Origin of the sequence: Pseudomonas sp. URIL14HWK12:I12, assembly GCF_003097135.1 — a bacterium.
GTDB lineage: Bacteria > Pseudomonadota > Gammaproteobacteria > Pseudomonadales > Pseudomonadaceae > Aquipseudomonas.
Window position 1 is genome coordinate 101070 of the sequence record NZ_QEQL01000003.1, and the last position, 25969, is coordinate 127038.

Consider the following 25969-nt stretch of genomic DNA (forward strand, 5'->3'; position numbering starts at 1 on the left):
AGTGTTTCGCAATGCATTTAACTAGAGCTGGTCTATAATCTCTAGGGGCATTTTCGTAATCTAAAGCTCATACCATCTGTTTTTTGTGATAAGTTTTATCTCAAATTGATAATTTTAAATTAACCCTATTCCACCTTGTCAGGCATCGGCTGAGTAAAACGTATTTCCGAACTGGCTGATTTTATTTCACTTGACAGGGTGGAATCTGGTTTTGCACGCTATTTAAGGAGCTCCAGCGTGAACACGGAAAACCATTCTCAGACGGCCGCTTTTCTCTGGTCGATTGCCGACCTGCTACGCGGTGACTTCAAGCAGTCCCAGTACGGTCGCATCATCCTGCCGTTCACGTTGCTGCGGCGGATGGAATGCGTGCTTGCGCCCACTAAGGATGAGGTCATCAAACAGACCTTTGCCCAGGAAGGTCGGCCTGACGCGGTGCGCGAGATGATCCTGCTGCGCACCGCCGGCCAACAGTTCTTCAATGCTTCGCCGCTCACCCTCGCCACGTTGTCTGACACCCAGACCGCCGCCGACCTAATGAGCTACGTACAAGCGTTTAGCAAGGATGCCCGCGAGATCTTCGAGCACTTCCACTTTGAAGATTTCGTTCAGCAGCTGACTAGCGCCAACCTGCTATATCAGGTCGTACAGCGCTTCGCTGCTACCGATCTAAGCCCTGAGCACATCAGCAACTTCGGTATGGGCATCATCTTCGAAGAGCTGATCCGCAAATTTGCCGAAAGCTCGAACGAAACCGCCGGGGAGCACTTCACCCCCCGCGATATCGTGCACCTCACCACCTCGCTGGTGATCACCGGCCAGAATGGCAAGCTCGCGCCCAATAGCATTGTCACCATTTACGACCCAACCGCGGGCACCGGCGGTTTCCTTTCCGAAGGTGACGAATACATACAGTCCACTAGCGACAAGGTCACCGTGTCTCTGCACGGTCAAGAGCTCAACCCCGAGTCCTACGCCATCTGCAAAGCGGACATGCTGATCAAAGGTCAAGACGTCACCAGCATCAAGCTCGGCAACACCTTGTCCAACGACCAGCTTGCTAACAAACGCTTTGACTTCATGCTCAGCAACCCGCCATTCGGCGTAGAGTGGAAGAAGGTTCAGAAGCAGATCACTGACGAATATACGGAGAAGGGCTTCGACGGCCGCTTTGGTCCAGGCCTGCCGCGCGTGTCCGACGGCTCGCTGCTGTTCCTCTTGCACTTGGTCAGCAAGATGCGTGATCCGCGCGATGGTGGTTCGCGCATCGGCATTATCCTGAACGGCTCGCCACTATTTACCGGGGGCGCGGGCTCTGGCGAGTCGGAAATTCGCCGCTACCTGCTGCAGAACGATCTGGTTGAAGCCATCGTCGCGCTGCCCACAGACATGTTCTACAACACCGGCATCGCTACCTATGTGTGGATACTCTCCAACCACAAAGTCGCTGCGCGCCAGGGCAAGGTGCAGTTGATCGACGGCAGCCAGCATTTCGCCAAGATGCGCAAGTCGCTGGGCAGTAAGCGCCAGTACATCACCGAGAGTCAAATCAGTGAGCTGGTGCGCCTGTATGGCAGCTTCGAGCACACCGCGCAGAGCAAGATCTTTCCCATCGATGCTTTCGGCTACCGCCGTATCACGGTCGAGCGCCCGCTGCGCCTGAACTTCCAGACCAGTGCCGAGCGCATCGCTAAGGTGTCGGAAGAAAAGGCCCTGCAGAAACTCGGCAGTGTCGCTCAGCAGAAACTGCTTACCGCCCTGCAAGCGATGGACGCGAGCGTGTTACACCGTAACCGCGAGCAGTTCAGCAAGCTGCTGAAGAAATCCCTTACCACGCACGGCGTCAGCCTCAGCACGCCGGAGTTAAAAGCCTTGATGAGCGCCCTGAGCGAGCGCGACCCCGAGGCAGATACCTGCATGACTAAAGGCCAGCCGGAAGCGGATGCTGGGCTGCGCGATAACGAGAACGTGCCGCTGGGCGAGTCGATATGCGACTACTTCCAGCGCGAAGTCATCCCCCATGTGCCGGATGCCTGGATCGACGAGAGCAAGACCGATGCGCTGGACGGCGAGGTCGGCATTGTCGGCTTCGACATTCCCTTCAACCGCCATTTCTATGTTTTCCAGGCGCCGCGCCCGCTGGCTGAGATCGACAATGACCTGAAAGCCTGCACCGACCGTATTAAGCAGATGATTGAAGGGCTGTCGGCATGAGCTTCCCTACATATTCGAGGTATAAGCATTCCGGAATCGAGGTGCTTGGCGAATTTCCAGATCATTGGACGCTAAAGCGATTCAAGAATGTTTTTTTGGAAAGGCTTGAGCGTAGTTCGGATGGAAGCGAAGACCTTTTGTCAGTCTCTGCGTATTTTGGGATAAAGCCACGATCTGAGACGCTGGATGAAGGCGACCATCTATCGCGCGCTGAGTCTCTTGAAGGATACAAAGTGTGCCAGGTAGGCGATCTCGTAATTAACATTATGCTGGCCTGGAATCGAGGGCTTGGTTTCGCTTGGCAAAGAGGAATTGTTAGTCCTGCGTACTGTGTTTTTTATGTGACGGATGGCTCGGTACCTAAGTTTCTTGATTATTTGGTGCGTTCAGATGAATGCATTAGATATTTTAAAACTCACTCCGCAGGGATTATGGATTCCCGGTTGAGGCTTTATCCCGAGTCTTTTGGACGACTTTTCACCGCAATTCCACCTGCTGGCGAACAAATCCAGATCGCCCGCTTCCTCGACTACGAAACCGCCCGCATTGATGCGCTGATCGAAGAGCAGCAGCGCCTGATAGAACTGCTCAAGGAAAAGCGCCAGGCCGTGATCTCCCACGCCATCACCAAAGGTCTTGATCCTACGGTGCCGATGAAAGACTCTGGAGTGGAGTGGCTGGGCGAGGTGCCGGTGCATTGGGATGTCTGCTCTGCTCGACGTGTAATTTGTGCCATTGAGCAAGGCTGGAGCCCCGAATGTGAGGCAAACCCTGCTGCTGAGGATGCTTGGGGCATACTGAAAGCCGGCTGTGTTAATCGGGGGGTATTTGATCCTTCTGAAAACAAGACTTTACCTGCGAGTCTGGAACCGATCACTGAATACGAGGTTCGTGCTGGCGATATATTGATGTCGCGGGCAAGCGGTTCACCTGAACTAGTAGGTTCAACTGCACTGCTTGGGGAAGTTCGCGAACGGTTGATGCTTTCTGACAAGATCTTTCGGATCCACTTGGAAGAAAATGTCAGCAGCTCCTTTTTTGTTTGGGTAATGAACGCACAGTTCATGCGCGCTCAAATTGAGCAGGCGCTCAGCGGTGGGAATGGATTGGCCAATAATCTACCACAAGCTTCGTTGCTCGCCTTCTTGCTTGCAGTGCCGCCGAGTAACGAACAAGACGCTATCGCTGACTTTATAGACGGCCAAATACGAAGACTGGATGCGATGATCTCAGAAGGGGATACAGGGATTGGTTTACTTCAAGAACGCCGTTCCGCTCTGATCTCCGCCGCCGTCACCGGCAAAATTGACGTGCGCGGTTGGCGACCAGCTACTGAAAAAAGTGCGCAGCATCGCAAAACCCTGGAAGTTTGATTTTTAATTTAAGGATGAATTGATGAGCCATACCCTTAGTGCCAAAGAGCAGGCATTGTCCAAGGTTTTCTCGGATGATTACGTATTCACTATCCCAGGCTACCAGCGCCCCTATGCTTGGGGCGAGGAACAGGCTCAGGAGCTGCTGGATGACCTACTTGGCGCTTTGCGCGATGCGCCCGAGAAGCTGGCCGATTCCATGCCGTATTTTCTCGGCAGCATCGTCCTGATCAAGCGCGACGCCGTGCCGGATGCGACAGTGGTAGACGGTCAGCAGCGGCTGACCACATTGACGCTGCTTTTATCGGCCATTCGGGCAACGGTTCAGGACTCAAGTGTTCAGGCCGGTATCACCAAGCGCATTTATGAGACAGGTGATGTGGTGGCAGCGGTTGAGCCTCGCTATCGACTATCGCTGCGTGAACGCGACCGAGAGTTTTTCCGTAAGTACGTACAGCATGAGAGTGGCTTGGGTCAGTTGATGGAGGTAAACGCCACGCTGCACGACGCCCCTAATCGTATGCGCTCCAATGCTCGGCTCTTTTTGCGAGAGCTGAGTGCATTGGACGAAGCCGAGTTGGTTCGACTCGTGCAGTTCATTGTTACACGCTGCTTTCTGGTGGTCGTCTCTACACCAGACCTTGACTCGGCGTATCGTATCTTCGGCGTATTGAACAGCCGAGGCCTCGATCTCAGCGCAACCGATATTCTGAAGGCAGAGATAATCGGCTCGCTGCCCGAAGCACTAAGGGACGCTTACACCAGGCGTTGGGAGGATGTTGAGGAGTCGTTGGGGCGGAGCAGTTTCAGTGAGCTGTTCAGTCATATTCGGATGGTCTATCGCAAGGCCAAGTCGCAAGGGACTCTTCTCAAGGAGTTCCGCACCCACGTTACGCTTTCAGCCCAACCCAAGTTGTTCATGGAACAAGTACTGCTGCCTATGGCAGAAGCCTACGAGGCAATAACCGACGCGGAATACAGCAGCCCTGAGTTGGCAGAGGAGGTTAACAATCATCTGCGCTGGCTGAACTATCTGGAGTTCAAGGACTGGGTACCGCCCGCGTTGTGCTTCTATATCCGCCGCCACAACGAGCCGAAGGCCATGGTGTCGTTCTTCAAGGGTTTGGAACGGCTAGCTTATTCAATGCTGGTGCGTAAAGCTGGGGTCAACGCGCGCATTGAACGGTTTTCGAAACTGATCGAGGCGGTGGAAAAAGGTGACGATCTAGCGTTGCAGCAATCGCCACTCCAGTTGCGGCCAGCCGAGCAGAATGAAACCTATAACGTGCTCAACGGCCCGCTCTACGAGACACATTCACCGAAGGCCTTGGGGGTTCTTCTGTTACGGCTGGATGCTTTGCTCTCTGATGGAAGTGCAAGCTATCAACACGACGTTGTAAGTGTTGAGCACGTTTTGCCGAGACAGCCGGCATCGGGCAGCAAGTGGAAGGAATGGGTACCGGAGCTAGAGCAGCACCAGCATTGGGTTCATCGATTAGGTAATCTAGCCCTTCTGAGCCGGAGGAAGAACAGCTCCGCCAGTAACTACGAATTTCCCAAGAAAAAGACGGCCTATTTCACCAAAGGTGGGGTTTCGTCGTTTGCGCTGACCACTCAGGTGCTGCAGCACGATTGTTGGACTGTTGATGTCATCAAGGGGCGACAGGCTTCGTTGTTGAGCAAGCTCGAGCAGGTTTGGTGTCTAGAAGGCCGTATCACCAGCATCGAGCAAGCGATGCAGCAAGTTGCTTTGCAAACCCTTGCAGAGGCGGAGGCGCTGTTCGAACTCAAACAGCCGAAAAGCGGGCTGGAGGCAAATGCCCGAGAATTGGGCAATGAGTTTGTAGTACTGAAGGGCTCGAAGGCACGCCCGGAGTGGATTGGTGTGCCGCATAACTACGCCTCGTTGCATGCTCAGCTGATGGAGGAAGGATGTTTTCATTTTGATGACGCTGGTGAGCTTTTGGTATTCACCCGTGACGTGGCCTTCAAAAGCCCCAGCGCTGCGTCTGCAGTCATCCTTGGTAGAGCCGACAACGGTCGAGCCAGTTGGCGATTACAGGGCACGACGATTGATTATGGAACGTGGCTAAACAGTCAGTCCGCTGAGAGGCCTGCTTCAGGTCGCAATGATGATTTAGCTGCTGAGGCAGTGATGGACGAAAGCCATTAAGGCTTCGGCAGAAAGGATTGAGCATGGCCGAGAGTAAGGAATATCAATTCCAGCAGGACATCATCACCGCCATGACCGCTCAGGGCTGGCTCACCGGCCCGGGCAGTGGCTATGACCGGCGCACGGCGCTGTATACCGAGGACTTTCTCGGTTACTTCAAGACAGCCTGGCCGGAGCGTTGGCACAAGTTCGCCAAGGCCAACCCGAATAACCCGGACGAGGTGTTGGTACAGAAGCTGGTGCGCGAGCTGGAGCAGAGCGGCACCCTGGATGTTTTGCGCCATGGCTTCAAGCTGCCGGCGGTGAAGGTGGAGCTGTGCAGCCTCAAGCCCGATCACGGCATGAACCCGGATACCCTCAAGCGCTACCAGTGCAACCGCCTGCGCGTGGTGCCGGAGGTGTCCTACTCCCCCCACGCGCGGGAAGCCGGTGCGGGCGGGCAGAGTTACAACCCGCGTCTGGATCTGGTGCTGTTCGTCAACGGCATCCCCACAGCGACGCTGGAGCTAAAAAGCGAATTTAAGCAGTCGGTAGAAAATGCCAAGCGCCAGTACCGCTACGACCGTCCGGTAAAAGATCCGCTGACCCGCAAGCCCGAGCCGCTGCTGACCTTTAAGCGCGGCGCGCTAGTGCATTTCGCCGTCGGCCAGAATGAGGTGGCAATGACCACCAAGCTGGACGGCAAGGACACCTTCTTCCTGCCGTTCAACCTTGGCAGCTTGGAAGGCGGAGCAGGCAACCCGCCACCGCCCGACGACAGTCAGTACGCCACCGGCTACCTTTGGCAGCAGCTGTTCCAGCCGGATGCCTGGCTGAAGGTGCTGGGACGTTTTCTGCACCTGGATAAGAAGACCAGCGAGGGTTTTGACGGTACGCTCACCACCAAAGAGACGATGATCTTCCCCCGCTACCATCAGTGGAATGTGGTCAACCGGCTAATCGAAACCACTCACACTGAAGGACCAGGCAAGCGATATCTGATTCAGCACAGCGCAGGTTCTGGTAAGTCCAACTCTATCGCCTGGACCGCCCACCAGCTTGCTTCCATGTACAACGACGATGGTCAGCGGCTGTTCAGCTCGGTGATCGTAGTCACCGACCGCACGGTGCTAGATAGCCAGCTGCAGAACACCATCTACCAGTTCGAGCACGCTCAGGGTGTGGTGAGGCCAATTACCCGCGACGTTGGCAACCAGAGCAAGTCTGAACAACTGGCGGAGGCACTGGCTGAGCAGACGCGCATCATCATCGTCACTATCCAGACGTTCCCTGCGCTGTTCGACGCGCTAGAGAAGTATCCAAAGCTGGCCTCAGGGCGCTATGCGGTGATTGCCGACGAGGCGCATTCCTCACAGACCGGCTCCTCGGCTAGCAAACTGAAGCAGATCCTCGGCAGTGATGCGCTCGAAGCTGAAGAGATCAGCGCTGAAGACCTGCTCGACGCTGCCGTGCAAGCGCGCAAGCCGAACGAGCGCATCAGCTATTACGCCTTCACCGCCACACCCAAGGCTAAAACCTTGGAACTGTTCGGTCGGGTGCCTGACCCCACGTTGCCACCGAGTGCAAGCAATAAGCCCGAGGCGTTCCATCTGTATTCAATGCGCCAAGCCATTGAGGAGGGCTTCATTCTCGATGTGCTGCAGAATTACATCACTTACAGCACAGCGTGGAAGATCGCCCACCCCGATGGTGAAGACGACGAGGTGGACTCGAAGAAAGCGCGCATGAAGCTGGCACGATGGGTGCGGCTGCATCCTTACAATATCGACAAGAGAGTCGAGATCATCGTTGAGCATTTCCGCGCCAATATCCTTCATTTGCTCAACGGTCAGGCCAAGGCAATGATAGTCACCAGCAGTCGTCAGGAGGCGGTGCGGTACCAACTGGCAGTTAAAGATTATGTAGAGCGGATGGGGTATGCCGATGTACATCCACTGGTGGCCTTCTCGGGTAGCGTGTTGCCTGATGACGTGATTCCAGAGGAGGTAACCGAGACTAGCAGTCTGCTGAATACTGGCCTAAATGGCCGCGACCTTGCCAAGGCATTTGACACTCAAGATTTCAACGTCATGATCGCGGCCAACAAGTACCAGACTGGCTTTGACCAGCCCAAGCTGTGCGCGATGTACGTTGATAAGAAGCTACAGGGCGTGGATTGCGTACAGACGCTATCGCGCCTTAATCGAACCTTCCCTGCGAAGCAGACCTTCATCCTCGACTTTTTCAACGAGCCGCAGGACATTCTAGATGCTTTCTTGCCCTACTACACCAAAGCCGAGCTGAGCGATGTCACTGACCCGCAGATCATCTATGACCTGCAGAAAAGGCTGGATGCTGAAGGGGTCTATCACTGGCAGGAGGTTGAGGCGTTCGCCCTGGCGTTCTTCGACCCCCAAGCGGCCGCTAGCAAGCTCAGCTATTACTGCCAACCGGCAAAGGAACGCTTTGCCAAGCGTTACGCCTTCAGCGTCGAATCGCGCCAGCAAGCACTGGATTACAAGCGGATCGCTGAGGCCAACGGCGATAGCGCCGGTTTGAAGAAAGCTGAGCATGCTCTAAGGGAGGCGGGCGAGCAGGTGGATCAGCTCGACCTTTTCCGAAAGAACCTGCAAAGCTTTGTGCGTCTGTATGAATTCCTCTCGCAAATTGTCCCGTACGAAGACCGTGAGCTAGAGCAGCTTTGTGTCTTTGCTAAGCACCTGTATCCGTTACTTCGAGTAGATCGGCTTGAGCGGGACGATGTAGATCTAGGCGAGCTGGAGTTGACTCACTATCGGCTAAGCAAACGCGCAGAACAGATGCTTCAGCTAAGTGCTGATAACAGTGAACACCAGTTGCAACCAGCGAGCGAGGTAGGCAGCGGCAAGCCTCACGACCCGGAGAAAAAGCGCCTATCAGAGATTGTGAAGGCACTAAACGATATTTTTGGAGCAGAGGTGAGCGATGACGATCAGCTGCATTTTCTAACCGGCATTGCAAAACGCATTAGTCGACAAGAAGATGTGATGGCTCAGGTCAACAATCACTCGACCGACCAGGTTATGCATGGCCTATTCCCCAGGCGGGTATTGGACACGGTGCTGGACTCCATCACTGATCACGAAAAGCTGTCTTTGGAAGTTTTAGATAGTGAAACAAAGACGAGAGCGTTCGCACTGACGATTCTGAAGATGCTCAAGTCTTTTGGTGAGAATTCGCCAAATCATGATGTTCAGGGGTAGCTCGATAGGACAGAGAGAGGTGCCGCAGAGTGCCATCCTGGACATGTGATTTTTTCGGTTACATTCTCAAGCTTCGTGAGAAGCTTGAGATAAATTTTGACATCCATCAAGGAGAGCATCTGTCTATGATGCATGGTAGACGGTAATTGCCAGCTACAAAGACTGCTATACATCACCCGGCATTGCTGACCGGACAGCGGCTCCATGGCTCACTCGTTCGAGTTGCTATGGTCGAGGGCACGTTCAAAGCAGCTGATGAAGCTGAGAAGGTCGGTGTTCAAGACCTTGCACAGATCGCGAAGCTGAATCGTATCTAGCCGCCTAATCCCTCTTTCAACATCACTCATAAACGATTGTGGCCTGCCTAATGCCGCTGAGCATTGGGCTTGTGTCAGCCCAGCTTTGACCCGCATCCGCTTCAGTTCTTCCAGAAAAATCGCATGCTCAGGTCGGTAGATCGCTTTACTCATGGCTGCGCCCAGTGGCAATTCAGCCTCTGAAGCTATATCTGCTTTTCGGATAACTGATTTTCAGATAAAGTCGTAGCGTAAACGAATTTTGGAGTAGCTATGAGACTGGTTTGGGAGCTAATCCGGGTAGCTTGGGCTGTTGGTTGCCTACCTACTGGCGCATTGCTACTGGTTATACTAGTGCTTACTGGCTTTAATCTGCCTTTTTTCCTGGGATTTTCTAATAGCGAGAATCCAGCCATTCGCTGGTTATTCTGGGTCTTGTTTATGTACTTCGCAGGAGGCGGATGGTTTTTTTGGAAGGTGAATGAGATTTACGGAAAAAAGCTTAGGCGCATAGCAGATAGATATCGTTCTACGCAATTTGAGCCTCAGGTAGAGGTGTTTGCCAAGATCAATGATGCATATCTTGGTATCGATCCTCTAAATAGTAAGTTGTTAGCTTATCCAGCGAGTGGGGGCGGGCATTTTTTTAAGCTAAATGAGATCAGGTCCTGGCGTATCCTTCCAGTAGGGAAACGAAATTATCGTTTAGAGATCTTAACTACAAATTTATCTATCCCATCATTTGGCTTGGCATTGAAGCCATGGGAGGTAGTAGATACGGAAGCTCGCTTGCGAATGCTGCTTGGCAATTGATTTCATGATTGCTCATTTAATGAGGAGTGCTAAGGATATGGCTGAAGATATCGGGGTAGGCTGTTTTGATGAGACTATTGCTCGGCTTCAGGCTGCGAATAAGTTAATGCGTTCCGCGAATGCTGCCCTGGCATTAGACGATTTAGAGGTTTTGAGTTTTCTCGGTTTTGCCGCTGCGCATATCTGCGAGCTGCGGGAAAGAGGTGGTTTTCGATCATCTTCAATTGGTCAAAACACCCGCTTGATCAATCGCCTATTGAAGGAGAGCACAGATGCTATCTGAGCGAAACATTTCAGGTGTTGCAACACGCGTGCTGAGCAAAGCGACTATCGATTCAATCCGCCTCTCAAGCTCCTACCATTTCCGCGGTTGGCGGATTCTTGATCGCTGGGCGCTCAGCGCACCAGAGCGTCTCCAGGAGATGGAGGCACAAGATGAATTTTTCCTTCTGAGTCGGCTTCTTAAGCAGCAGAGAATTGAGCACGATGTGCTGACGTCTTCAGCGGGTTCAGAGATGCGCAGCCGAGGCTTGGCTGAGCATGAAATTCTTTCAATTTTTGGTATCTCAATTGATTTTTAGGTGGCCAGCTTACCTGGTGCCTTATCGGTAACCGCTTTGCGCTCTGGGGTCTCGGGGCTTGCCCTGAGCAGGGACGGTAGACGTAGCAAGGGAGTGAAACGACTGCCGCACCGCCGCTTGTACGTACGCCATGCCTGGCGGGAGTACAAACCCTACCCTGTCCCATTTTTTGCTCGCATCAACGTGACCACCTCGGGAACAGGTGATGAGGATGCAAAGACAAAGCGCTGGTAAGCATGAAGCGTATCCTGGAAAGGATGACTGGGGGGCGCAGACAAAGAGTTGTAGGAGACCTGTCCGACATCACGTTCGGTATCTGGGGAGTGTGCGGTATCTGTAAACAGTAAGTGCCTCGATAAATTTTATAAAGAAGCATGCCAAGATGATTGGGGTAACGATCAACTATCAGGAATGGAGGATCTCTAGCCAATCGCTAACGCAAAAACGGCTAGGTACGAGGTAGAGTGAAATATTGACTGGATGGATGAGGAAAATTTGGCCGTCGGTATTACGAAGGGCACGGAAAGCCGAACCGGGCCGGGGTAAAGTATTTACCAGATGCGGCACACCACACCACGGGTTTACTCCGGGGAGCTCAAGACCGGGCCCAGCTTGCTCCAGGGCTCTGCTTGCAGCTACGTGCAGGTGGTGGCGGCTCTAAATTGAGCGAAGGTCCCGTACTGCTAGAACACGCGTTTTTGAAAGCCAATATGCTTTTGACAGAGCGGCGGAGTAGTCGAACAATAGCTGCATGAAGCTAAGTTCCCAGGATATCGAGCCGTCTGAAGCCCTGCTGGCTGTCTTTCGTGAGATCAAGCAACACCAAGGCACCGGCAGGAAAAACTTCGTGATCCGTGTGCCCGTTGATCTGATCGAGTATCTGTTCGCCGGGGTTGGCGTGAAGTCAGGCATGTCTAAAGTGAAGCTGGAACGTCAGCTTGCTGAGCTGAAAGTGTCCGGCTTCGGTGATGCTGATGGCCGAGTGCTGAGGCGCTACCTCAGTGGGCAATCGCGCATGGCTTGGGATACTTTCCAGCGTTTGGTGTTTTGGGCATTCACGAAAGGTTGGATTTCGGACTGGATTTTTCGGGATCTCATCATGCGTGCGCATGTGCGAGAGGCAGCCCAGCTCAGCGCCCGAAAAATAATTAACCGGCTAAAGCGACAGGTCTCGGCGAAAATATTGAATGAACATGACATCGTGCAATGCTTTAACGATGCCTATCTGCTCAAGCAGCGGGAGCGAGAGCAGGGGCTGGTTAGCCGCCTCCGTGTCAATTCATCCAACCGCGAATTGGCACGGATCCTAGGTTTGGAATCAGTGACGGACGAATGAAAGCAACCGTCGTCTCGCGCCTCTCGTTTGAAGGAGCCTACGACCTTGAGCTGTTGGCTGAGAGAGCGTTGTGCAGGTGCTCTGCTAAGTACAGCGTGAGGGCCATTGCGTTTTGTGGCTTGCTTGAGGTCGACCGGTAATTTTCAGCCATCGCGTTAATGACCGCCTGGGGCGCAAAGCGGAGCTTACCGCTGGTCATGGCTTTTACTATCCCCCTGTGTACATCAGTCTGGTGTTCGGAAGGAATGCCCGACATATCCAGCTTACGGGAGCTCACGCTCGACGTTTCGGTTAGTGTTTTCTGTTGAGGTTTGTTGTTAGGGCGCACGTTGGTAGATAGGGTATCGATACCGCATTGCTGTGGTATCGATACCTCTTTAGGTGAGCGTGGGCGGTCTGATTGGAGCAAATCCTCAACCAGGCGTTGCTGATCGCCGGTCAGTCGCTCTTTGAAGTCATTTAGAAAGTCACTAAGCCATTCGCTAGGTATACGACGGATTTCTCCGACCGTGCGGTCTCTCAGTTTCGGACCTGTTACTTGGCTAGCAGAGTGGTGGTCCCACCAAAGGCGCACCCATACAACGAAGCGGTTGTGGTCATACCTGACAAGGTCTTCATCCTGCAGCCGATGGATAACCTGTAGCCATTGATCTGCGGTCCATCCGAGCTCTGCGCCTGCAATGCGCGGCACGAGCGGGTAAACGCCAGTAATGTTGCTGTCAGGCGCGGTCAGTAGGTGCAGCAATGCAACCTTATCTTCGGTCGTACAATTCAGGAGGCGCGGCGAGCGCCAGAAGTTCTGGTCTCTGATGGTTCTCTGTCTGCCCATGATCACTGCCCCCCCGCATGCAAAAATAGAAGTTGGATCGAAGCATTGGTCATTGACGCGCCTCTACTTGTGCCTTTTTCGTGGGTCTGCCCGTGCGCTTCGGCTGTGGAGGTACAATCTCCCTCGGAGGTTGAGAGCGAGTGCTCGTATCTCCTGTACGCATCCAGATCCTGAGATCCCCCAGCCTCCACCTAAGCCTCGATAACCCATGGACGGGTTCAAGACCGGGCAGCTTCCGCTGGCGTACAGTCAGAACGCTGAACCCGGTCAGCGCGGCCACCTCTGCAACACCGATGAGAACGTCGTCGCCGAGATTCTGTATTTTTTGGATGGTTTCGTAATCTACTGACATCTGACTATCTCTCAATTGATCTGAGAGGTCAGTTTTTGCTTGTGGCGGCGGGATCAGGTAGGACAGATTTTTAACAGGGTTTCTACTCAGTGAATTCAGGCTGGCCGTACTCGAAAAGTGCGGATTTCACGAATAGCTTGCCATCCCTGCTGATCCTTGATGCCTGGTTTTGGACCGTTTAACGCTGGGCAACGACGCGACATACTTGAGTCGCTAGACGACCGCTACAGTAACCGTTCAATAGTGATAACTAGCCAGATGCTGGCGGACAAATGGTATGAGCTGACCTGCGATTTGACCCTGAGTGGCGCGATCCTCGGCTGATTGGTGCACGACACTTATCGGATCGGACTAAAGATGCGTAGGCGTTAACGGAATTGACGGCGGTAGGGGCTTCATCCCACCAATGTCAACTTGCGTCGCTGCGTTCTCGCTACCTAGCTGTGGTACTGGATGCGTAGAATCCACACTGCAGAGGCGGTATGTGGGTTATTTTGCGAAGTAAGGAGCTAGGAGTGGAAATCGAAGGCAAGCGTTGGCATGTCGCTATTTTTTTGACAATCGTTATGTCTATTGCTACCGGCATAGGCAATGTGTGCTCGTCATATCTTCTTTTGTCTGTAAAAAACGAGGAGGAGGTGAGGCGGGCGGAGATTGCTAGGCGAGCAAGAGGGGCGGAAATGCATTGTGACAAGCTGCGTGAGGCAGCTTCATTAGCGGCTGAAATAGAATTTAGTGCCGATAGGGGATATCCCAACATTGTCAGTATAAGCGATCTTCTCGCGGGAGAAACATTTGAGCAGCATCAAAAGGTTCCACGTGAAGTAATCTTAGATGAGCAGTTGGCGTACGAGAAAAGAGCATCTGCGCTTGTGCCAATGCTCACTGAAGAAGAAGCAAAGGTTCTTAATAGAGTGACGCTGCACCATTACGTCGTTACGAGTTTGCGAACTAGTAAAGTTCCGCCTGAGTTGAGAGCATCTCCACGAGAAGGAGGATTTAATGCAAATGATGAGTTGCAAGCTATTCGCGACGGCGGAGCTTTGCTCGCGGCTATCTACAGGCAGAGCTGTACTGAAGCGCGGTAACCTCCCATAGCATTCATTGATGCGGCGAGGAGACGTCACGCCAGCTTCGCTGCCAGCTCCTCCGCCGTAATGTTGTAATACCGTTTTAGCATGTTCACCTCCCGGTGCCCTGTCACGCTTGCCAGCTCGATCAGGTTCGGCAGCTTGGTCGCGAGCCTGCATGTAGCCTCATGACGCAGATCATGAAAGCGCAGATCAAGCAGGAAGTCCTCCTGAGGTGTTACGCATGCTTGACCACAGTCTGCCAAGTATTTTGCCCGTGCACGCTCCAGACCTCGTACAAACGCCTTCTTCAGAGCATCAGCGGAGGTAGGAAATACTTGACCACACAGGGAGCGCGGCAGTTCTCTCAATAGTTGGATGGCTTTGGGAGAGAGCGGAATCGTCCTTGGCAAACCATTCTTGGTCGCCGGTAAATGTGCGGTCCGGCGGTCCAGGTTCACGTGCTTCCAACGCAGCTCGAAGATCTCACCACGGCGCATGGCGGTTTCAATCGCCAGTTGGACGATGGGGCGTATCCAAGGATTGTGAGAGGCATCAGCATAGGTGCCGTCCGAACGGCGTTCGCACGGCTCCAACGCGCTGAGGATGTATTGCTCTTCAGCTGGATCAAGCCGCCGTGAGCGTTCGTCGTTGTAGCTTGGCCGGCTAACCATCCGCACCGGGTTCTCCGCGAGATGAATACCCCACTCGCGCCGGGCGACCTCGATCACGCATTGGAACAAAGCCAGCTCACGCTTCACCGTGTTGCCCTTGCGAATCTTCAAGCGCTCGTCACGGTAGCGGGCAAAATCCGAGGAGGTCAGGGTGGCGACGATGCGCGTTGCCAGCGGATGACGCTTGAGCGCTTCGAGTCGTTTGATTTCCGAATACGCGCCTTTGTGTTTCGGAGCGATCTCGAAGATGTATCGATCAATGAGCTGATGAAAGGCGGTGCGTTCAGCCTCAACGCGAGAGACAAAGATGCCCCGGTCGATTTCGCTTTCGATCATACGTGCCCAGGCTTGGGCGTCGGCTTTGGTTTCGAAGGTTTTGCGCTGGGCTGGATAGCCCTTACGGCGAATTTGCGCTTCCCACTGATACTCGCCGCGATTCCTGATTGTTGCCATTTCGACCATTCCCGCCGCACTTGAGTGTGGCAAATTTGTGGCAAAAACGACTTTCAGGACTAGGACAGGTTTTTATCAGAAGCGCTAACCCTTTGTGACACAAGGGAAAGAAGATGGCGCACTCGGCGGGATTCGAACCCACGACCCCTGCCTTCGGAGGGCAGTACTCTATCCAGCTGAGCTACGAGTGCAACGCGGGCGCCATGATACCCATCACAACCGCGCGCGTCCATGCCTGAAACGACCACAACGTTTTAACCGGGCCGCTTCTTATTCCAGAGGCTGTAACAGAAGCGTTTCAGCTTCAAAACCGGCCCCGTTCTTTTTTTCGAACACCCTCTTGTCCTTTATAGGCGTAGAACCTAACATCACGTTTGAGATTTCGAACGCCCTTGCGGGCTCGGTGGTGGGCGGTGAATCATGGCCGCCCCAGCGGCCTTTCCTTCAGGCCACACAATAAACAGCGAGGCGGCAGCCCCGCCCCAAGGAACCTGACATGCAACTCAAAGACGCGAACCTGTTCCGCCAGCAAGCCTACATCGATGGCGCCTGGGTCGACGCTGACAGCGGCCAGAGCATCAAAGTCAACAACCCCGCCACCAACGAAATCCTCGGTACCGTGCCGAAGATGGGCAAGGCTGAAACCCGCCGTGCCATCGAGGCTGCCGACAAGGCCCTGCCGGCCTGGCGCGCGCTGACGGCCAAAGAGCGTTCGGGCAAGCTGCGTCGCTGGTTCGAGCTGATGATCGAGCACCAGGATGACCTGGGCCGCCTGATGACCCTGGAGCAGGGCAAGCCGCTGGCCGAAGCCAAGGGTGAGATCGCTTACGCCGCGTCGTTCCTTGAGTGGTTCGCTGAAGAAGCCAAGCGTGTCTACGGTGACACCATTCCAGGCCACCAGCCTGACAAACGCCTGATCGTGATCAAGCAGCCGATCGGCGTGACCGCAGCCATCACCCCCTGGAACTTCCCGGCGGCGATGATCACCCGCAAGGCTGGCCCGGCCCTGGCGGCAGGTTGCACCATGGTGCTCAAGCCTGCATCGCAAACCCCTTACTCGGCACTGGCGCTGGCCGAGCTCGCCGAGCGCGCCGGTATTCCGAAAGGCGTGTTCAGCGTCGTGACCGGCAGCGCGGGTGAAGTGGGCAGCGAGCTGACCGGCAACCCGATCGTGCGCAAGCTGTCGTTCACCGGCTCCACCGAGATCGGCCGCCAGCTTATGGCCGAATGCGCCCAAGACATCAAGAAAGTGTCGCTGGAGCTCGGTGGTAACGCGCCATTCATCGTGTTCGATGACGCCGACCTGGATAAAGCCGTCGAAGGCGCCATCGTTTCCAAGTACCGCAACAACGGCCAGACCTGCGTGTGCGCCAACCGCCTCTATGTGCAGGACGGGGTGTATGACGCCTTCGCCGCCAAGCTCAAGGCAGCGGTAGAAAAACTGAAGATCGGCAACGGCCTGGAAGAGGGCATCACCACTGGCCCGCTGATCGACGAAAAGGCCGTGGCCAAGGTTCAGGAGCACATCCAAGACGCGCTGAGCAAAGGCGCCAAGGTGATTTCCGGCGGCAAGGCCCACACCTTGGGCGGCACCTTCTTCGAGCCCACCATCCTGGCCGACGTGCCCAAGGATGCGCTGGTGTCCAAGGACGAGACCTTCGGCCCGCTGGCGCCGCTGTTCCGCTTCAAGGACGAGGCCGAAGTGGTCGCCATGGCCAATGACACCGAGTTCGGCCTGGCCTCGTACTTCTATGCCAAAGACCTTTCGCGCGTTTTCCGTGTGGCCGAGGCGCTGGAGTACGGCATGGTGGGTATCAACACCGGCCTGATCTCCAACGAAGTCGCTCCGTTCGGTGGCGTGAAAGCCTCGGGCCTGGGCCGCGAAGGCTCCAAGTACGGCATCGAGGACTACCTCGAAATCAAATACCTGTGCATCAGCGTCTGATGCGCACGGGCCTGGCGTAACGCTCAGGCCCGCTACCCCAGGCGCCAGGGCCCACCGCAGTCGATCATCGTATGCTGCGCTGGCCACCCCTGGCGCTCAATCCTTGAACCACGCCGACGATGAGCGGCGAAAGAGGACTGTCATGAGCAAGACCAACGAATCCCTGATGCAGCGCCGCATGGCGGCCGTTCCCCGTGGCGTCGGCCAGATCCACCCGATCGTTGCCGACCATGCGAAGAACTCCACCGTCACCGACGTCGAAGGCCGTGAATTCATCGACTTCGCCGGCGGCATCGCGGTGCTGAACACCGGCCACCTGCATCCCAAAGTGGTGGCGGCGGTCGAGGCGCAGCTGCACAAGCTGACCCACACCTGCTTCCAGGTGCTGGCGTACGAGCCCTACATCGAGCTGTGCGAGAAGATCAACGCCAAAGTGCCCGGTGACTTCGCCAAGAAGACCCTGCTGGTCACCACCGGCTCCGAAGCGGTCGAGAACGCCGTCAAGATCGCTCGTGCCGCCACCGGCCGCGCTGGCGTAATTGCCTTCACCGGTGCCTATCATGGCCGCACCATGATGACCCTGGGTCTGACCGGCAAGGTCGTGCCGTACTCGGCAGGTATGGGCCTGATGCCTGGTGGCGTGTTCCGTGCCCTGTACCCATGCGAGCTGCACGGCGTGAGCACCGACGACGCCATCGCCAGCATCGAGCGCATCTTCAAAAACGACGCCGAGCCGCGCGACATCGCTGCGATCATTCTGGAGCCCGTGCAGGGTGAAGGCGGCTTCTACGTGGCGCCGAAAGACTTCATGCAGCGCCTGCGCGCCCTGTGCGACAAGCACGGCATCCTTCTGATTGCTGACGAAGTGCAGACCGGCGCCGGCCGCACCGGCACCTTCTTCGCCATGGAGCAGATGGGCGTTACCCCTGACCTCACCACCTTCGCCAAGTCCATCGCTGGCGGCTTCCCGCTGGCGGGCGTGTGCGGCAAGGCCGAGATCATGGACGCCATCGCCCCCGGCGGCCTGGGCGGCACTTACGCCGGCAGCCCGCTGGGCTGCGCCGCCGCGCTGGCCGTGCTGGAAGTGTTCGAGGAAGAGAAACTGCTGGAGCGCTGCGTCAGCGTCGGCGAGCACTTGACCGGCAAGCTGCGTGACATGCAGGCCAAATACCCGGTGATCGGTGATGTCCGCGGCCTGGGTGCGATGATCGCAGTCGAGCTGTTCGAAGGCGGCGATTCGCACAAGCCTAACGCAGCGGCCGTTGCCCAAGTGGTGGCCAAGGCACGCGAGAAGGGCCTGATCCTGCTGTCGTGCGGCACCTACGGCAACGTCTTGCGTATCCTCGTGCCATTGACGGCTGAGCAGGCGTTGTTGGACAAAGGCCTGGCGATTCTGGAAGAGTGCTTCGCCGAGCTGTAAGCCAAATGTGATCCATTCGGCAGAAAAGCCCGCCATTTGGCGGGTTTTTTTTTGCGTAATGGCACCATCGGGTCGTTAATGTTCTTACCTGCTGTAAGGGGCTTGAAAGCTGACCCCTCAAGGAGATTCTGGATCATGGCCGACCCCCACTCCGCAACCCCCAAGGTGCTGATCGCCGAGCCCGATGGCTGGGCGCGCGAGATGCTCACCCAGCTGATGCTGGACGTGCGCTGTGACGTTGACCTGACGGTGTGCGAAGACGGGCACCAGGCTTGGGCCGGTATCGCCAGAAGCCCCCACTTGATCATCGCCGCGCGTGAGCTGCCCGGCATTGACGGGCTCGAGCTGCTGCGCCGGGTTCGCAAGCAGCCCCGGCGGGTGCCCTTCATCCTGATGAGCGAGCGCAGCGATGCTGCCAGTGTGCGTGAAGCCCTGCCGCTGGCCCCCACTGCGTACCTGACCAAGCCGTTGAACGTGGCGGCCTTGCGCGAGCGCCTTCACACCTTGCTGCTCAACCCGGAAGAAGAGGTTTTTTGCGAAACACCGTCTTTGATGCCCGGTATCAGCCTTGAAAGCTTTCTGGAGTCGCGCCGTGAGGTTTCAGACGGCGCGCCGGTGATGGCCGACGTGCAAGCAGCGGTCAAACGCAGCCTGCAGGCGCGCAACCTCGACCTGCGGCAACTGGAAGAAGACATTCGCACAGATCCTCAGATCACCGCTGTGCTGATCTCTGCCGCCAACAGCGCGGCGCGCCATCGGGAAGGGGTGGTGCAAACCCTCATGCAGGCCCTTACCCGGCTCGGTGCCACGCAAAGCATGAACCTGATACTGGGCCTGGCGCTCAAGCGTAGCGCCCGGCTGAGCGACCCGATGCTGGCGGAGTACGCCGAGACCTACTGGAAACTCTCGCTGCACACCGCAGAATTCGGCCGCACCTTGGCGCGGCTGACCAGTATCGACCAAGAGCGTTGCTACTGCGCAGGCCTGCTTCACTGCCTGGGTGACCTGGCGCTGTTACGGTGCCTGCAGGAGTGGAAGCTCGCGGGCGGGGCGCTTGACGAGGCGCAGATCCAGCCGGCGCTGGACCAATATGGCGCAGGGTTTGGGTCGGCCCTGCGCACGCGTTGGCGCTTGCCGCTGGAATTGCGCGAGTTGATCGCTTCGATCTATGCGCTAGGGGGCGGGGTGTATTCGAGGGATAACCTGGTGATGAACCTTGCCGGCCAAATGGCCCGCATCGGCCCGGAAGACGATCAGCTCGAGGCCGTGGCCAGCGGTAAGACGGCGCGCCTGCTCAAGCTCAGCCGGGTCGACCTGGGGCGCTTGCGCAAGGCGCCATTGGTAGCGGCAGCGGGGCAGTCTCTGGATTGAAGAGGTTGGCTGGCGAGCAGCGGCCTGCCTGGGCAGCGATCGGGCTGATCAGCCGATGATGATCTGGTTCTTGCCCTGGCGCTTGGCCTGGTACATGGCCGCATCCGCCCGGGCGTAGAGGTTGTCCAGCGCCTCGTCGTTCTCGGCCAGGGTGGTCAGGCCCTGGCTGACGGTGACACCGAACTGGTGGCCGTCGCGGTTGAAGCCCAGCCGTTGGATTTCGCGCTGTAGGCGCTCGGCGATCTGCTGAGCCATCTCAAGCCCACACCCCGGGAAGACGGCCGCGAACTCCTCGCCGCCAATGCGGCCGAACAGGTCGCCGCGGCGAAAGGTGGTCTTACCGGCTTCGGCGATGTGCTGCAGCACATTGTCGCCTTCCTGGTGGCCGTAGGTGTCGTTGATCTGCTTGAAGTCATCGATGTCCAGCAGCAGGAACGACATCGGTGTGCCGTGCAGCCGAGCCTGCTCGAACTCGCGGTGGGCACATTCGAAAAAATGCCGGCGGTTGCTGCTCTGGGTCAGGACGTCAGTGGTGGCCAACCGTTGCAGCTCGGCCTCCAACTGCTTCTTTTCAGTGATGTCTTCAGTGATGCCAACCACCACCACCCGCTCGCCGGGGGTCTGTTGCTGGCTGATGAAGCACTTGTCGCTGACCCAACGGATCTGGCCGTCGGCGCGGATGATCCGGTATTCGCGATCTTCGATGGAGCCGCGCTCGAGCACTTCAGCCAGGCTGCGCTCGGCGTAGTCCAGGTCGTCGGGGTAAATGCTGTTACGCCACTCGTTGTAGTCGGCGAGCAACAGCCCGGCCGAGCGGCCGAAAATGCGCTCATAGGCGGGGCTAACGTAGATCATCTGCTGCAGTTGCCAATCGAACGCCCAGAGCACGGCATTGACGCTGGCGAGCAGCGTGCTGAAGAGATATTCCCGCTCACGCAGGCGCGCCGCTTCGCCTTGGGCGTGCATCAGGGCCAGCAGCGTCTCGGCGGCTTCCGGTATGGGGGTCGCGGGCGGTTGTGGCGGATGCTTCTCGACCATCATTACGGCTACTCGTCACGGTGCAGGGTGGCTCACCGGCGGGCGCCTGAGCTCTGGCCCACAGATGTTGCAGAACATGTCGTAAGAGCAGAAAAATGCTTCGAAGTTCCCGCCCGGCGCCCGTTTCGGGGCGCCAGGCTGAGCCAGGTCAATGCCCCGCCGGGCGCAGCGAATAGCTTTTGAGCTGCTGCGCGAAATCGCGCAACGCCTGGATGCCACTGGCTTCGGCTTCGTGGATCCATTGGCCGGTGGCGCCCAGCAGGTCGTGGCCATTGGCGCTGGCCTTGGCCCAGATTTGGGCGAGGGCCAGGCGCTTTTCGTAGATCACTTTCAACGCCTGGCTGTGTTCGAGCATGTGCTCGATGCGCGCTTGATGCTGGTCGCTGAGCAGGCTGGTTTCGCGGGCCAGCAGGCGCTTGGCGCGGCGGAAGCGATGGCGTACAGACGCATCGACCTGGCTGAGCTCCAGCCGCACGGCAGGTGCGATCACTTGGCGGCGGTACTGGGCCATCAGCTGGAAGCGGTTGTTGACCAGCGCAAGAGCGGTGTCCATGTCGAGCAGGCTCTTGCCCTGGACTCGATGCGGTACCGGCGCGACGCGCTGCACCTTGGCCAGGCGCAGGGCGCTGAGCACGCGGATCCAGAACCAGCCGATGTCGAACTCGAAGCGGCGCACCGAGAGCTTGGCGGAGTTGGGGTAGGTGTGGTGATTGTTGTGCAGCTCTTCGCCGCCGATCAACACGCCCCAGGGCACCAGGTTGGTCGCCGCATCGCGGCACTCGAAGTTGCGATAACCCACCGCATGGCCCAGGCCGTTCACCACACCGGCCGCCCACACGGGAATCCACATCATCTGCACCGCCCACACGGTGATGCCCAGCACGCCGAACAGGGCCAGGTCGATCAATGCCATCAGCACGATGCCGCCCATTGGGAAGCGCGTGTAGAGGTTGCGCTCGATCCAGTCATCGGGGCAGTTCTTGCCGTACATGCGCAAGGTTTGCTCGTTGCCGGCTTCTTCGCGGTAGAGCTCGGCGCCCCGCCGCATGACGGTGCCCAGGCCCAACACGACGGGGCTGTGTGGGTCTTCAGGGGTGTCGCACTTGGCGTGGTGCTTGCGGTGGATAGCGGTCCACTCGCGGGTATTCATGCCAGTGCTGAGCCACAGCCACAGGCGGAAGAAATGCTTGACCGCCGGATGCAGCTCTAGCGAGCGGTGGGCGGAGTAGCGGTGGAGGTAGATGGTCACGCTGAGAATGGTCACGTGCGTCATCAGCAAGGTGACGCCTACCAGTTGCCAGGCGGAAAGGTCGAGCAAACCGTTGTACCACATGGTCGATAACCTCGAGATTGGAGCGCTGGTTGTTGTATCGGCAGCCTTGCCTGTTGCAACAGCACGTTTGGCTGATAGGGGCCGGGAGGCCAAAGGGCTTATACTCCGGCACATTTGCGTAAGGGCTTTTCTTGCTTTATGGCTTCTCCCTACCGTAGCGCCCTGGTGGTCGCCGGCTTGTATTTCAGCGCTTGCGTGCTGTGGTGGCTGGCGACCGGCCGGCTATTGAACACCCTTTTCGATGACAGCACGGCCATTGCCCACGGGCAAATGGTAAGTGGATATGTCTGGGCAGCCGGCAGTGCCCTGGTGTTGTTTGCCTGGCGCAGCCGCCTGCTGCGCGTGATGGGGCGAGAATACCGTGCGCGCCGGGAGCGTCTCAACATGGCTGCGGCCGTGTTCGACAGCACCTTGGAAGGCGTGCTGGTTACCAATGCCCAGAATGTGATCGTGCACGTGAACCGTGCGTTTATCGACATCACCGGTTACAGCCAGGAAGAAGTGCTGGGCCAGAACCCTAGCAAATTCAAATCTGGCCGCCATGATGCCGCGTTCTACCGGCAGGTTTATACACAGCTCGACCAGGAGGGGCACTGGAGCGGCGAGATCTGGAACCGCCGCAAGAACGGCGAGATCTATCCGCAGTGGCAAACGATCCGCGCGGTGCGCGACGAGTTCGCCCGGGTCACGCATTACGTGGCGGTGTTTTCCGACCTTTCAGTGGCCAAGCGCTCCGAGCAGGAGCTGGCACGGCGCGATCATTATGATGCGCTTACCGAACTGCCCAACCGTGCGCTGATGCAAGACCGCGTCGAACAAGGCCTGCGCCAGGCGCAATCGGAAAAGCACGGCGGCGCGCTGCTGATGATCGACCTGGATTATTTCCAGAACATCAACGACAGCTACGGCCATGGCCTCGGCGACCGGGTGCTGCGCGCCGTCGCCCAGCGGCTGGCCACGCACTTGCGCCCCACCCAGACCCTGGCACGGCTGGGGGGCGACGAGTTCGCCCTGTTCGACGAGCGCTGCGGCCAGTTGGCCGAGGCGGCGGCGTTGGCGCGGCGGCTGCTCGACCAACTGGTGGAGCCGTTCGAGCTGGGCGACCGTTCGCTGTTCGTTTCGGCCAGCATCGGCATCAGCCTGTTCCCCAACGACGCCAGTGATGCCGAGCAATTGTTGCGCAACGCCGACTCGGCCCTGTTCAAGGCGAAACAGAGTGGCCGCGCCGGCTACGCCTTTTATACCGAGGCGCTGACGGCCCAGGCCCAGCAGCGCCTGGAGGTCGCCACTGAGCTGCGCCGGGCGATCGAGCAGGGCGAGCTGCGTGTGTTCTATCAGCCCGTGGTGCACTTGGTAACCGGCAAGTTGGCCGGCGTCGAGGCACTGGTGCGTTGGCAACATCCCGAACGCGGGCTGGTGCCGCCGGGCGAGTTCATTCCGGTGGCCGAGCACAGCGGGCTGATCGCCGACATCGATCGCTGGGTGCTCGCCGAGGCCTGCCGGCAGCGTGTGCGCTGGATCGAAGCCGGCTGGCAGGAGGGTTTTATGGCAGTGAACCTCTCCAGCCGGCTGTTCGGCCGCCCTGAGCTGGAACGCTGGGTGGCTGAAGCCCTTAGCGACACCGGCCTGCCGCCCGCTTTGCTGGAGCTTGAAGTGACCGAAAGCGCGATCATGGACGACCCCGATACGGCGCTGGAGCAGCTGCACCGCCTGCGAGCCTTGGGCCTGCACCTGGCGATCGACGACTTCGGCACCGGTTACTCCTCATTGCTGAGGCTCAAGAACCTGCCGGTGAACAAGCTCAAGATCGATCAGGGCTTCGTGGCCGGCCTGCCCGGCGACGACAGCGATGCGGCAATCGTCCGTGCGGTGATCGTGCTGGCACGCAGCATGGGCATGACGGTGCACGCCGAGGGCATCGAGCACCCCGAGCAAGCGCGTTTTCTGCTTGAGCACCAATGCGAGCTCGGCCAGGGCTATGGTTTCGGCAGGCCGGTGCCACCCGAGCAGATAGAACTAAAAAACATATAAAAATTCTTAAACATTATTTTTAAGAATATCTACTCCCTCCTATAGTGCGCTCATCCCGGCGGCAAACGCCGGCTTTCCCCAGGTGAAAGGAGCACATTCATGAGCGCACCCCTGCGTAGCGTCGACGGGCAGGACGAAGCTGCCGTTCTGCGTGAGATTCAGAGCGCGTTGCGCGACCTGCGTTTCGGCGCCGTGGAGATCACGGTGCACAACGCTCAGGTCGTGCAGATCGAACGCAAGGAAAAATTCCGGCTGCAGAACACCGGCGGCAAATCGCACTGACCGCTGGCACCTGCCTGCGCGCCTGGCCAATCGCTGCCGCCAGCAGGCCCCATAATTAGAACTGCCCATAGAATTGCCATCAGGAGCAACACACCATGTCTTTGCGCCGTTATGCACTGGCTGCCGCGATCAGTGCGGTTTTTGCGGGGCCCGCGATCGCCCAGGATTACAAGCTGCTCAACGTTTCTTACGACCCGACCCGCGAGCTGTACGTGAAGTACAACGCCGAGTTCGTCGACTTCTGGAAGAAAGCGCACCCCGGCGACACCGTTGAAGTGCAGCAATCCCACGGTGGCTCGGGCAAACAGGCGCTGTCGGTGATCAACGGCCTGAAGGCAGACGTGGTGACCTTGGCGTTGGCCGGTGACATCGACGCCATCGCCGAGAAAACCAAGAAGCTGCCCGCCGACTGGCAGAAGCAGCTGCCCAACGCCAGCACGCCCTACACCTCCACCATCGTGTTCCTGGTACGCAAGGGCAACCCCAAGGGCATCAAGGACTGGAGCGACCTGGTCAAGGACGGCGTATCGGTGATCACGCCCAACCCGAAAACCTCCGGCGGGGCGCGTTGGAATTTCCTGGCCGCCTACGCCTATGGCCTGAAAGCCAATGGCGGTGATGAAACCAAAGCCAACGCCTACATCAAAACGCTGTTCAAGCACGTGCCGATCCTCGACACCGGTGCACGCGGTGCGACCATCACCTTCACCGAGAAAGGCCAGGGCGACGTGTTGCTCGCTTGGGAAAACGAAGCCTTCCTGGCACTGGACGAGAACAACGGTGAGGGCAAGGCCAAGTACGACATCGTCGTTCCGCCGACTTCGATTCTGGCGGAGCCGCCGGTGGCGGTGGTGGAGCAGAACGCCGAAAAGAATGGCAATGCCGCCATTGCCAAGGCCTACCTGGAACACCTCTACAGCCCGGCCGGCCAGCGCATCGCCGCACAGAACTACTACCGCCCGCGTGACGAGAATGTGGCCAAGCAGTTCGAGAAGCAATTCCCGAAAGTGGAGCTGGTGAAGATCGACGACCCGATTTTCGGTGGGTGGGCCAAGGCTCAGCCTAAATTCTTCGGTGATGGTGGTATCTTCGACCAGATCTACCAGCCGCAATAACTTACCGCGTAGCTCAAGCCCGGATCAGGTCCGGGCTTCGTTCGTTCGA

The 25969-nt window shown here is 57.4% G+C and carries 22 protein-coding genes and 1 tRNA gene; 17 read left to right on the forward strand and 6 right to left on the reverse strand.

The window, feature by feature from the left end:
• The first annotated feature begins 237 nt into the window (after positions 1 to 237).
• The 4 genes from F474_RS10565 to F474_RS10580 are packed head-to-tail and all read left to right on the forward strand — an operon-like array spanning position 238 to position 8981.
• Positions 238 to 2214 carry a class I SAM-dependent DNA methyltransferase gene (locus F474_RS10565; protein ID WP_097084366.1) on the forward strand — a complete coding sequence of 659 codons (1977 nt, stop codon included), beginning with the start codon at positions 238 to 240 and terminating at the stop codon, positions 2212 to 2214.
• Positions 2211 to 3587, forward strand: coding sequence for a restriction endonuclease subunit S (locus F474_RS10570; RefSeq protein WP_097084367.1), 1377 nt, complete (start codon positions 2211 to 2213; stop codon positions 3585 to 3587). Before F474_RS10565 ends, F474_RS10570 begins: the two co-directional genes overlap by 4 nt.
• Positions 3588 to 3609: 22 nt before the next feature.
• Positions 3610 to 5760, forward strand: coding sequence for a DUF4357 domain-containing protein (locus tag F474_RS10575; RefSeq protein WP_097084368.1), 2151 nt, complete (start codon positions 3610 to 3612; stop codon positions 5758 to 5760).
• A gap of 23 nt (positions 5761 to 5783) precedes the next feature.
• Positions 5784 to 8981 carry a type I restriction endonuclease subunit R gene (locus tag F474_RS10580; protein ID WP_097084369.1) on the forward strand — a complete coding sequence of 1066 codons (3198 nt, stop codon included), beginning with the start codon at positions 5784 to 5786 and terminating at the stop codon, positions 8979 to 8981.
• Between the two features lie 209 nt (positions 8982 to 9190).
• Here F474_RS10580 and F474_RS10585 read toward each other — a convergent pair whose 3' ends face one another.
• On the reverse strand, positions 9191 to 9451 hold the full coding sequence (locus F474_RS10585) for a helix-turn-helix transcriptional regulator (protein WP_097084370.1): 261 nt from the start codon (positions 9449 to 9451) through the stop codon (positions 9191 to 9193).
• A 99-nt stretch (positions 9452 to 9550) separates the two neighbouring features.
• On the opposite strand from F474_RS10585, the gene F474_RS10590 reads away from it, so the two are divergent.
• From F474_RS10590 to F474_RS10605, 4 genes are all read left to right on the forward strand, one after another.
• Positions 9551 to 10090, forward strand: a complete 540-nt coding sequence (locus F474_RS10590; protein ID WP_097084371.1) for a hypothetical protein — start codon at positions 9551 to 9553, stop codon at positions 10088 to 10090.
• 37 nt (positions 10091 to 10127) lie between these two features.
• Positions 10128 to 10373 carry a hypothetical protein gene (locus F474_RS10595; protein WP_097084769.1) on the forward strand — a complete coding sequence of 82 codons (246 nt, stop codon included), beginning with the start codon at positions 10128 to 10130 and terminating at the stop codon, positions 10371 to 10373.
• Positions 10363 to 10671, forward strand: a complete 309-nt coding sequence (locus tag F474_RS10600; RefSeq protein ID WP_097084372.1) for a hypothetical protein — start codon at positions 10363 to 10365, stop codon at positions 10669 to 10671. Before F474_RS10595 ends, F474_RS10600 begins: the two co-directional genes overlap by 11 nt.
• A gap of 751 nt (positions 10672 to 11422) precedes the next feature.
• The gene (locus tag F474_RS10605; RefSeq protein WP_097084373.1) at positions 11423 to 12007 is read left to right on the forward strand and encodes a hypothetical protein; all 585 of its coding nucleotides are present in this window, start codon (positions 11423 to 11425) and stop codon (positions 12005 to 12007) included.
• A 37-nt stretch (positions 12008 to 12044) separates the two neighbouring features.
• Here F474_RS10605 and F474_RS10610 read toward each other — a convergent pair whose 3' ends face one another.
• The gene (locus F474_RS10610) at positions 12045 to 12836 is read right to left on the reverse strand and encodes a hypothetical protein (RefSeq protein WP_097084770.1); all 792 of its coding nucleotides are present in this window, start codon (positions 12834 to 12836) and stop codon (positions 12045 to 12047) included.
• 208 nt (positions 12837 to 13044) lie between these two features.
• Between F474_RS10610 and F474_RS22655 the strand changes: the two genes are divergently transcribed.
• The 3 genes from F474_RS22655 to F474_RS22550 all read left to right on the forward strand — a co-directional run bounded on the left by F474_RS22655 (position 13045) and on the right by F474_RS22550 (position 14276).
• Positions 13045 to 13185 carry a hypothetical protein gene (locus F474_RS22655; protein ID WP_165830302.1) on the forward strand — a complete coding sequence of 47 codons (141 nt, stop codon included), beginning with the start codon at positions 13045 to 13047 and terminating at the stop codon, positions 13183 to 13185.
• Between the two features lie 162 nt (positions 13186 to 13347).
• The gene (locus F474_RS23080) at positions 13348 to 13512 is read left to right on the forward strand and encodes an ATP-binding protein (protein WP_097084375.1); all 165 of its coding nucleotides are present in this window, start codon (positions 13348 to 13350) and stop codon (positions 13510 to 13512) included.
• A 191-nt stretch (positions 13513 to 13703) separates the two neighbouring features.
• The gene (locus F474_RS22550; protein WP_125483377.1) at positions 13704 to 14276 is read left to right on the forward strand and encodes a hypothetical protein; all 573 of its coding nucleotides are present in this window, start codon (positions 13704 to 13706) and stop codon (positions 14274 to 14276) included.
• Between the two features lie 35 nt (positions 14277 to 14311).
• Here F474_RS22550 and F474_RS10625 read toward each other — a convergent pair whose 3' ends face one another.
• Both F474_RS10625 and F474_RS10630 read right to left on the reverse strand, forming a co-directional pair.
• Entirely contained in the window at positions 14312 to 15394 is a 1083-nt protein-coding gene (locus tag F474_RS10625) for a site-specific integrase (RefSeq protein WP_256577703.1), read from the reverse strand.
• A gap of 105 nt (positions 15395 to 15499) precedes the next feature.
• Positions 15500 to 15576, reverse strand: a tRNA-Arg gene (locus F474_RS10630).
• A 305-nt stretch (positions 15577 to 15881) separates the two neighbouring features.
• On the opposite strand from F474_RS10630, the gene gabD reads away from it, so the two are divergent.
• The 3 genes from gabD to F474_RS10645 all read left to right on the forward strand — a co-directional run bounded on the left by gabD (position 15882) and on the right by F474_RS10645 (position 20121).
• Positions 15882 to 17330 (forward strand): NADP-dependent succinate-semialdehyde dehydrogenase, encoded by a 1449-nt coding sequence (gene gabD / locus F474_RS10635; RefSeq protein WP_097084376.1) that lies wholly within the window; start codon positions 15882 to 15884, stop codon positions 17328 to 17330.
• A 142-nt stretch (positions 17331 to 17472) separates the two neighbouring features.
• On the forward strand, positions 17473 to 18750 hold the full coding sequence (gene gabT, locus F474_RS10640) for a 4-aminobutyrate--2-oxoglutarate transaminase (protein WP_097084377.1): 1278 nt from the start codon (positions 17473 to 17475) through the stop codon (positions 18748 to 18750).
• A gap of 135 nt (positions 18751 to 18885) precedes the next feature.
• Positions 18886 to 20121 carry an HDOD domain-containing protein gene (locus F474_RS10645; RefSeq protein WP_097084378.1) on the forward strand — a complete coding sequence of 412 codons (1236 nt, stop codon included), beginning with the start codon at positions 18886 to 18888 and terminating at the stop codon, positions 20119 to 20121.
• A 48-nt stretch (positions 20122 to 20169) separates the two neighbouring features.
• Here F474_RS10645 and F474_RS10650 read toward each other — a convergent pair whose 3' ends face one another.
• Positions 20170 to 21159, reverse strand: a complete 990-nt coding sequence (locus F474_RS10650) for a sensor domain-containing diguanylate cyclase (protein ID WP_097084772.1) — start codon at positions 21157 to 21159, stop codon at positions 20170 to 20172.
• Positions 21160 to 21307: 148 nt separating this feature from the next.
• Positions 21308 to 22492, reverse strand: coding sequence for a delta-9 fatty acid desaturase DesA (gene desA, locus F474_RS10655; protein WP_097084379.1), 1185 nt, complete (start codon positions 22490 to 22492; stop codon positions 21308 to 21310).
• 138 nt (positions 22493 to 22630) lie between these two features.
• Between desA and dibA the strand changes: the two genes are divergently transcribed.
• From dibA to F474_RS10670, 3 genes are all read left to right on the forward strand, one after another.
• Positions 22631 to 24523: a phosphodiesterase DibA gene (gene dibA, locus F474_RS10660; protein WP_097084380.1), complete on the forward strand. Its 1893-nt coding sequence runs from the start codon at positions 22631 to 22633 to the stop codon at positions 24521 to 24523.
• Positions 24524 to 24622: 99 nt separating this feature from the next.
• Positions 24623 to 24805: a sulfur starvation response protein OscA gene (oscA, locus tag F474_RS10665; protein WP_097084381.1), complete on the forward strand. Its 183-nt coding sequence runs from the start codon at positions 24623 to 24625 to the stop codon at positions 24803 to 24805.
• Positions 24806 to 24900: 95 nt separating this feature from the next.
• Positions 24901 to 25920: a sulfate ABC transporter substrate-binding protein gene (locus F474_RS10670; RefSeq protein WP_097084382.1), complete on the forward strand. Its 1020-nt coding sequence runs from the start codon at positions 24901 to 24903 to the stop codon at positions 25918 to 25920.
• Positions 25921 to 25969 lie beyond the last annotated feature (49 nt).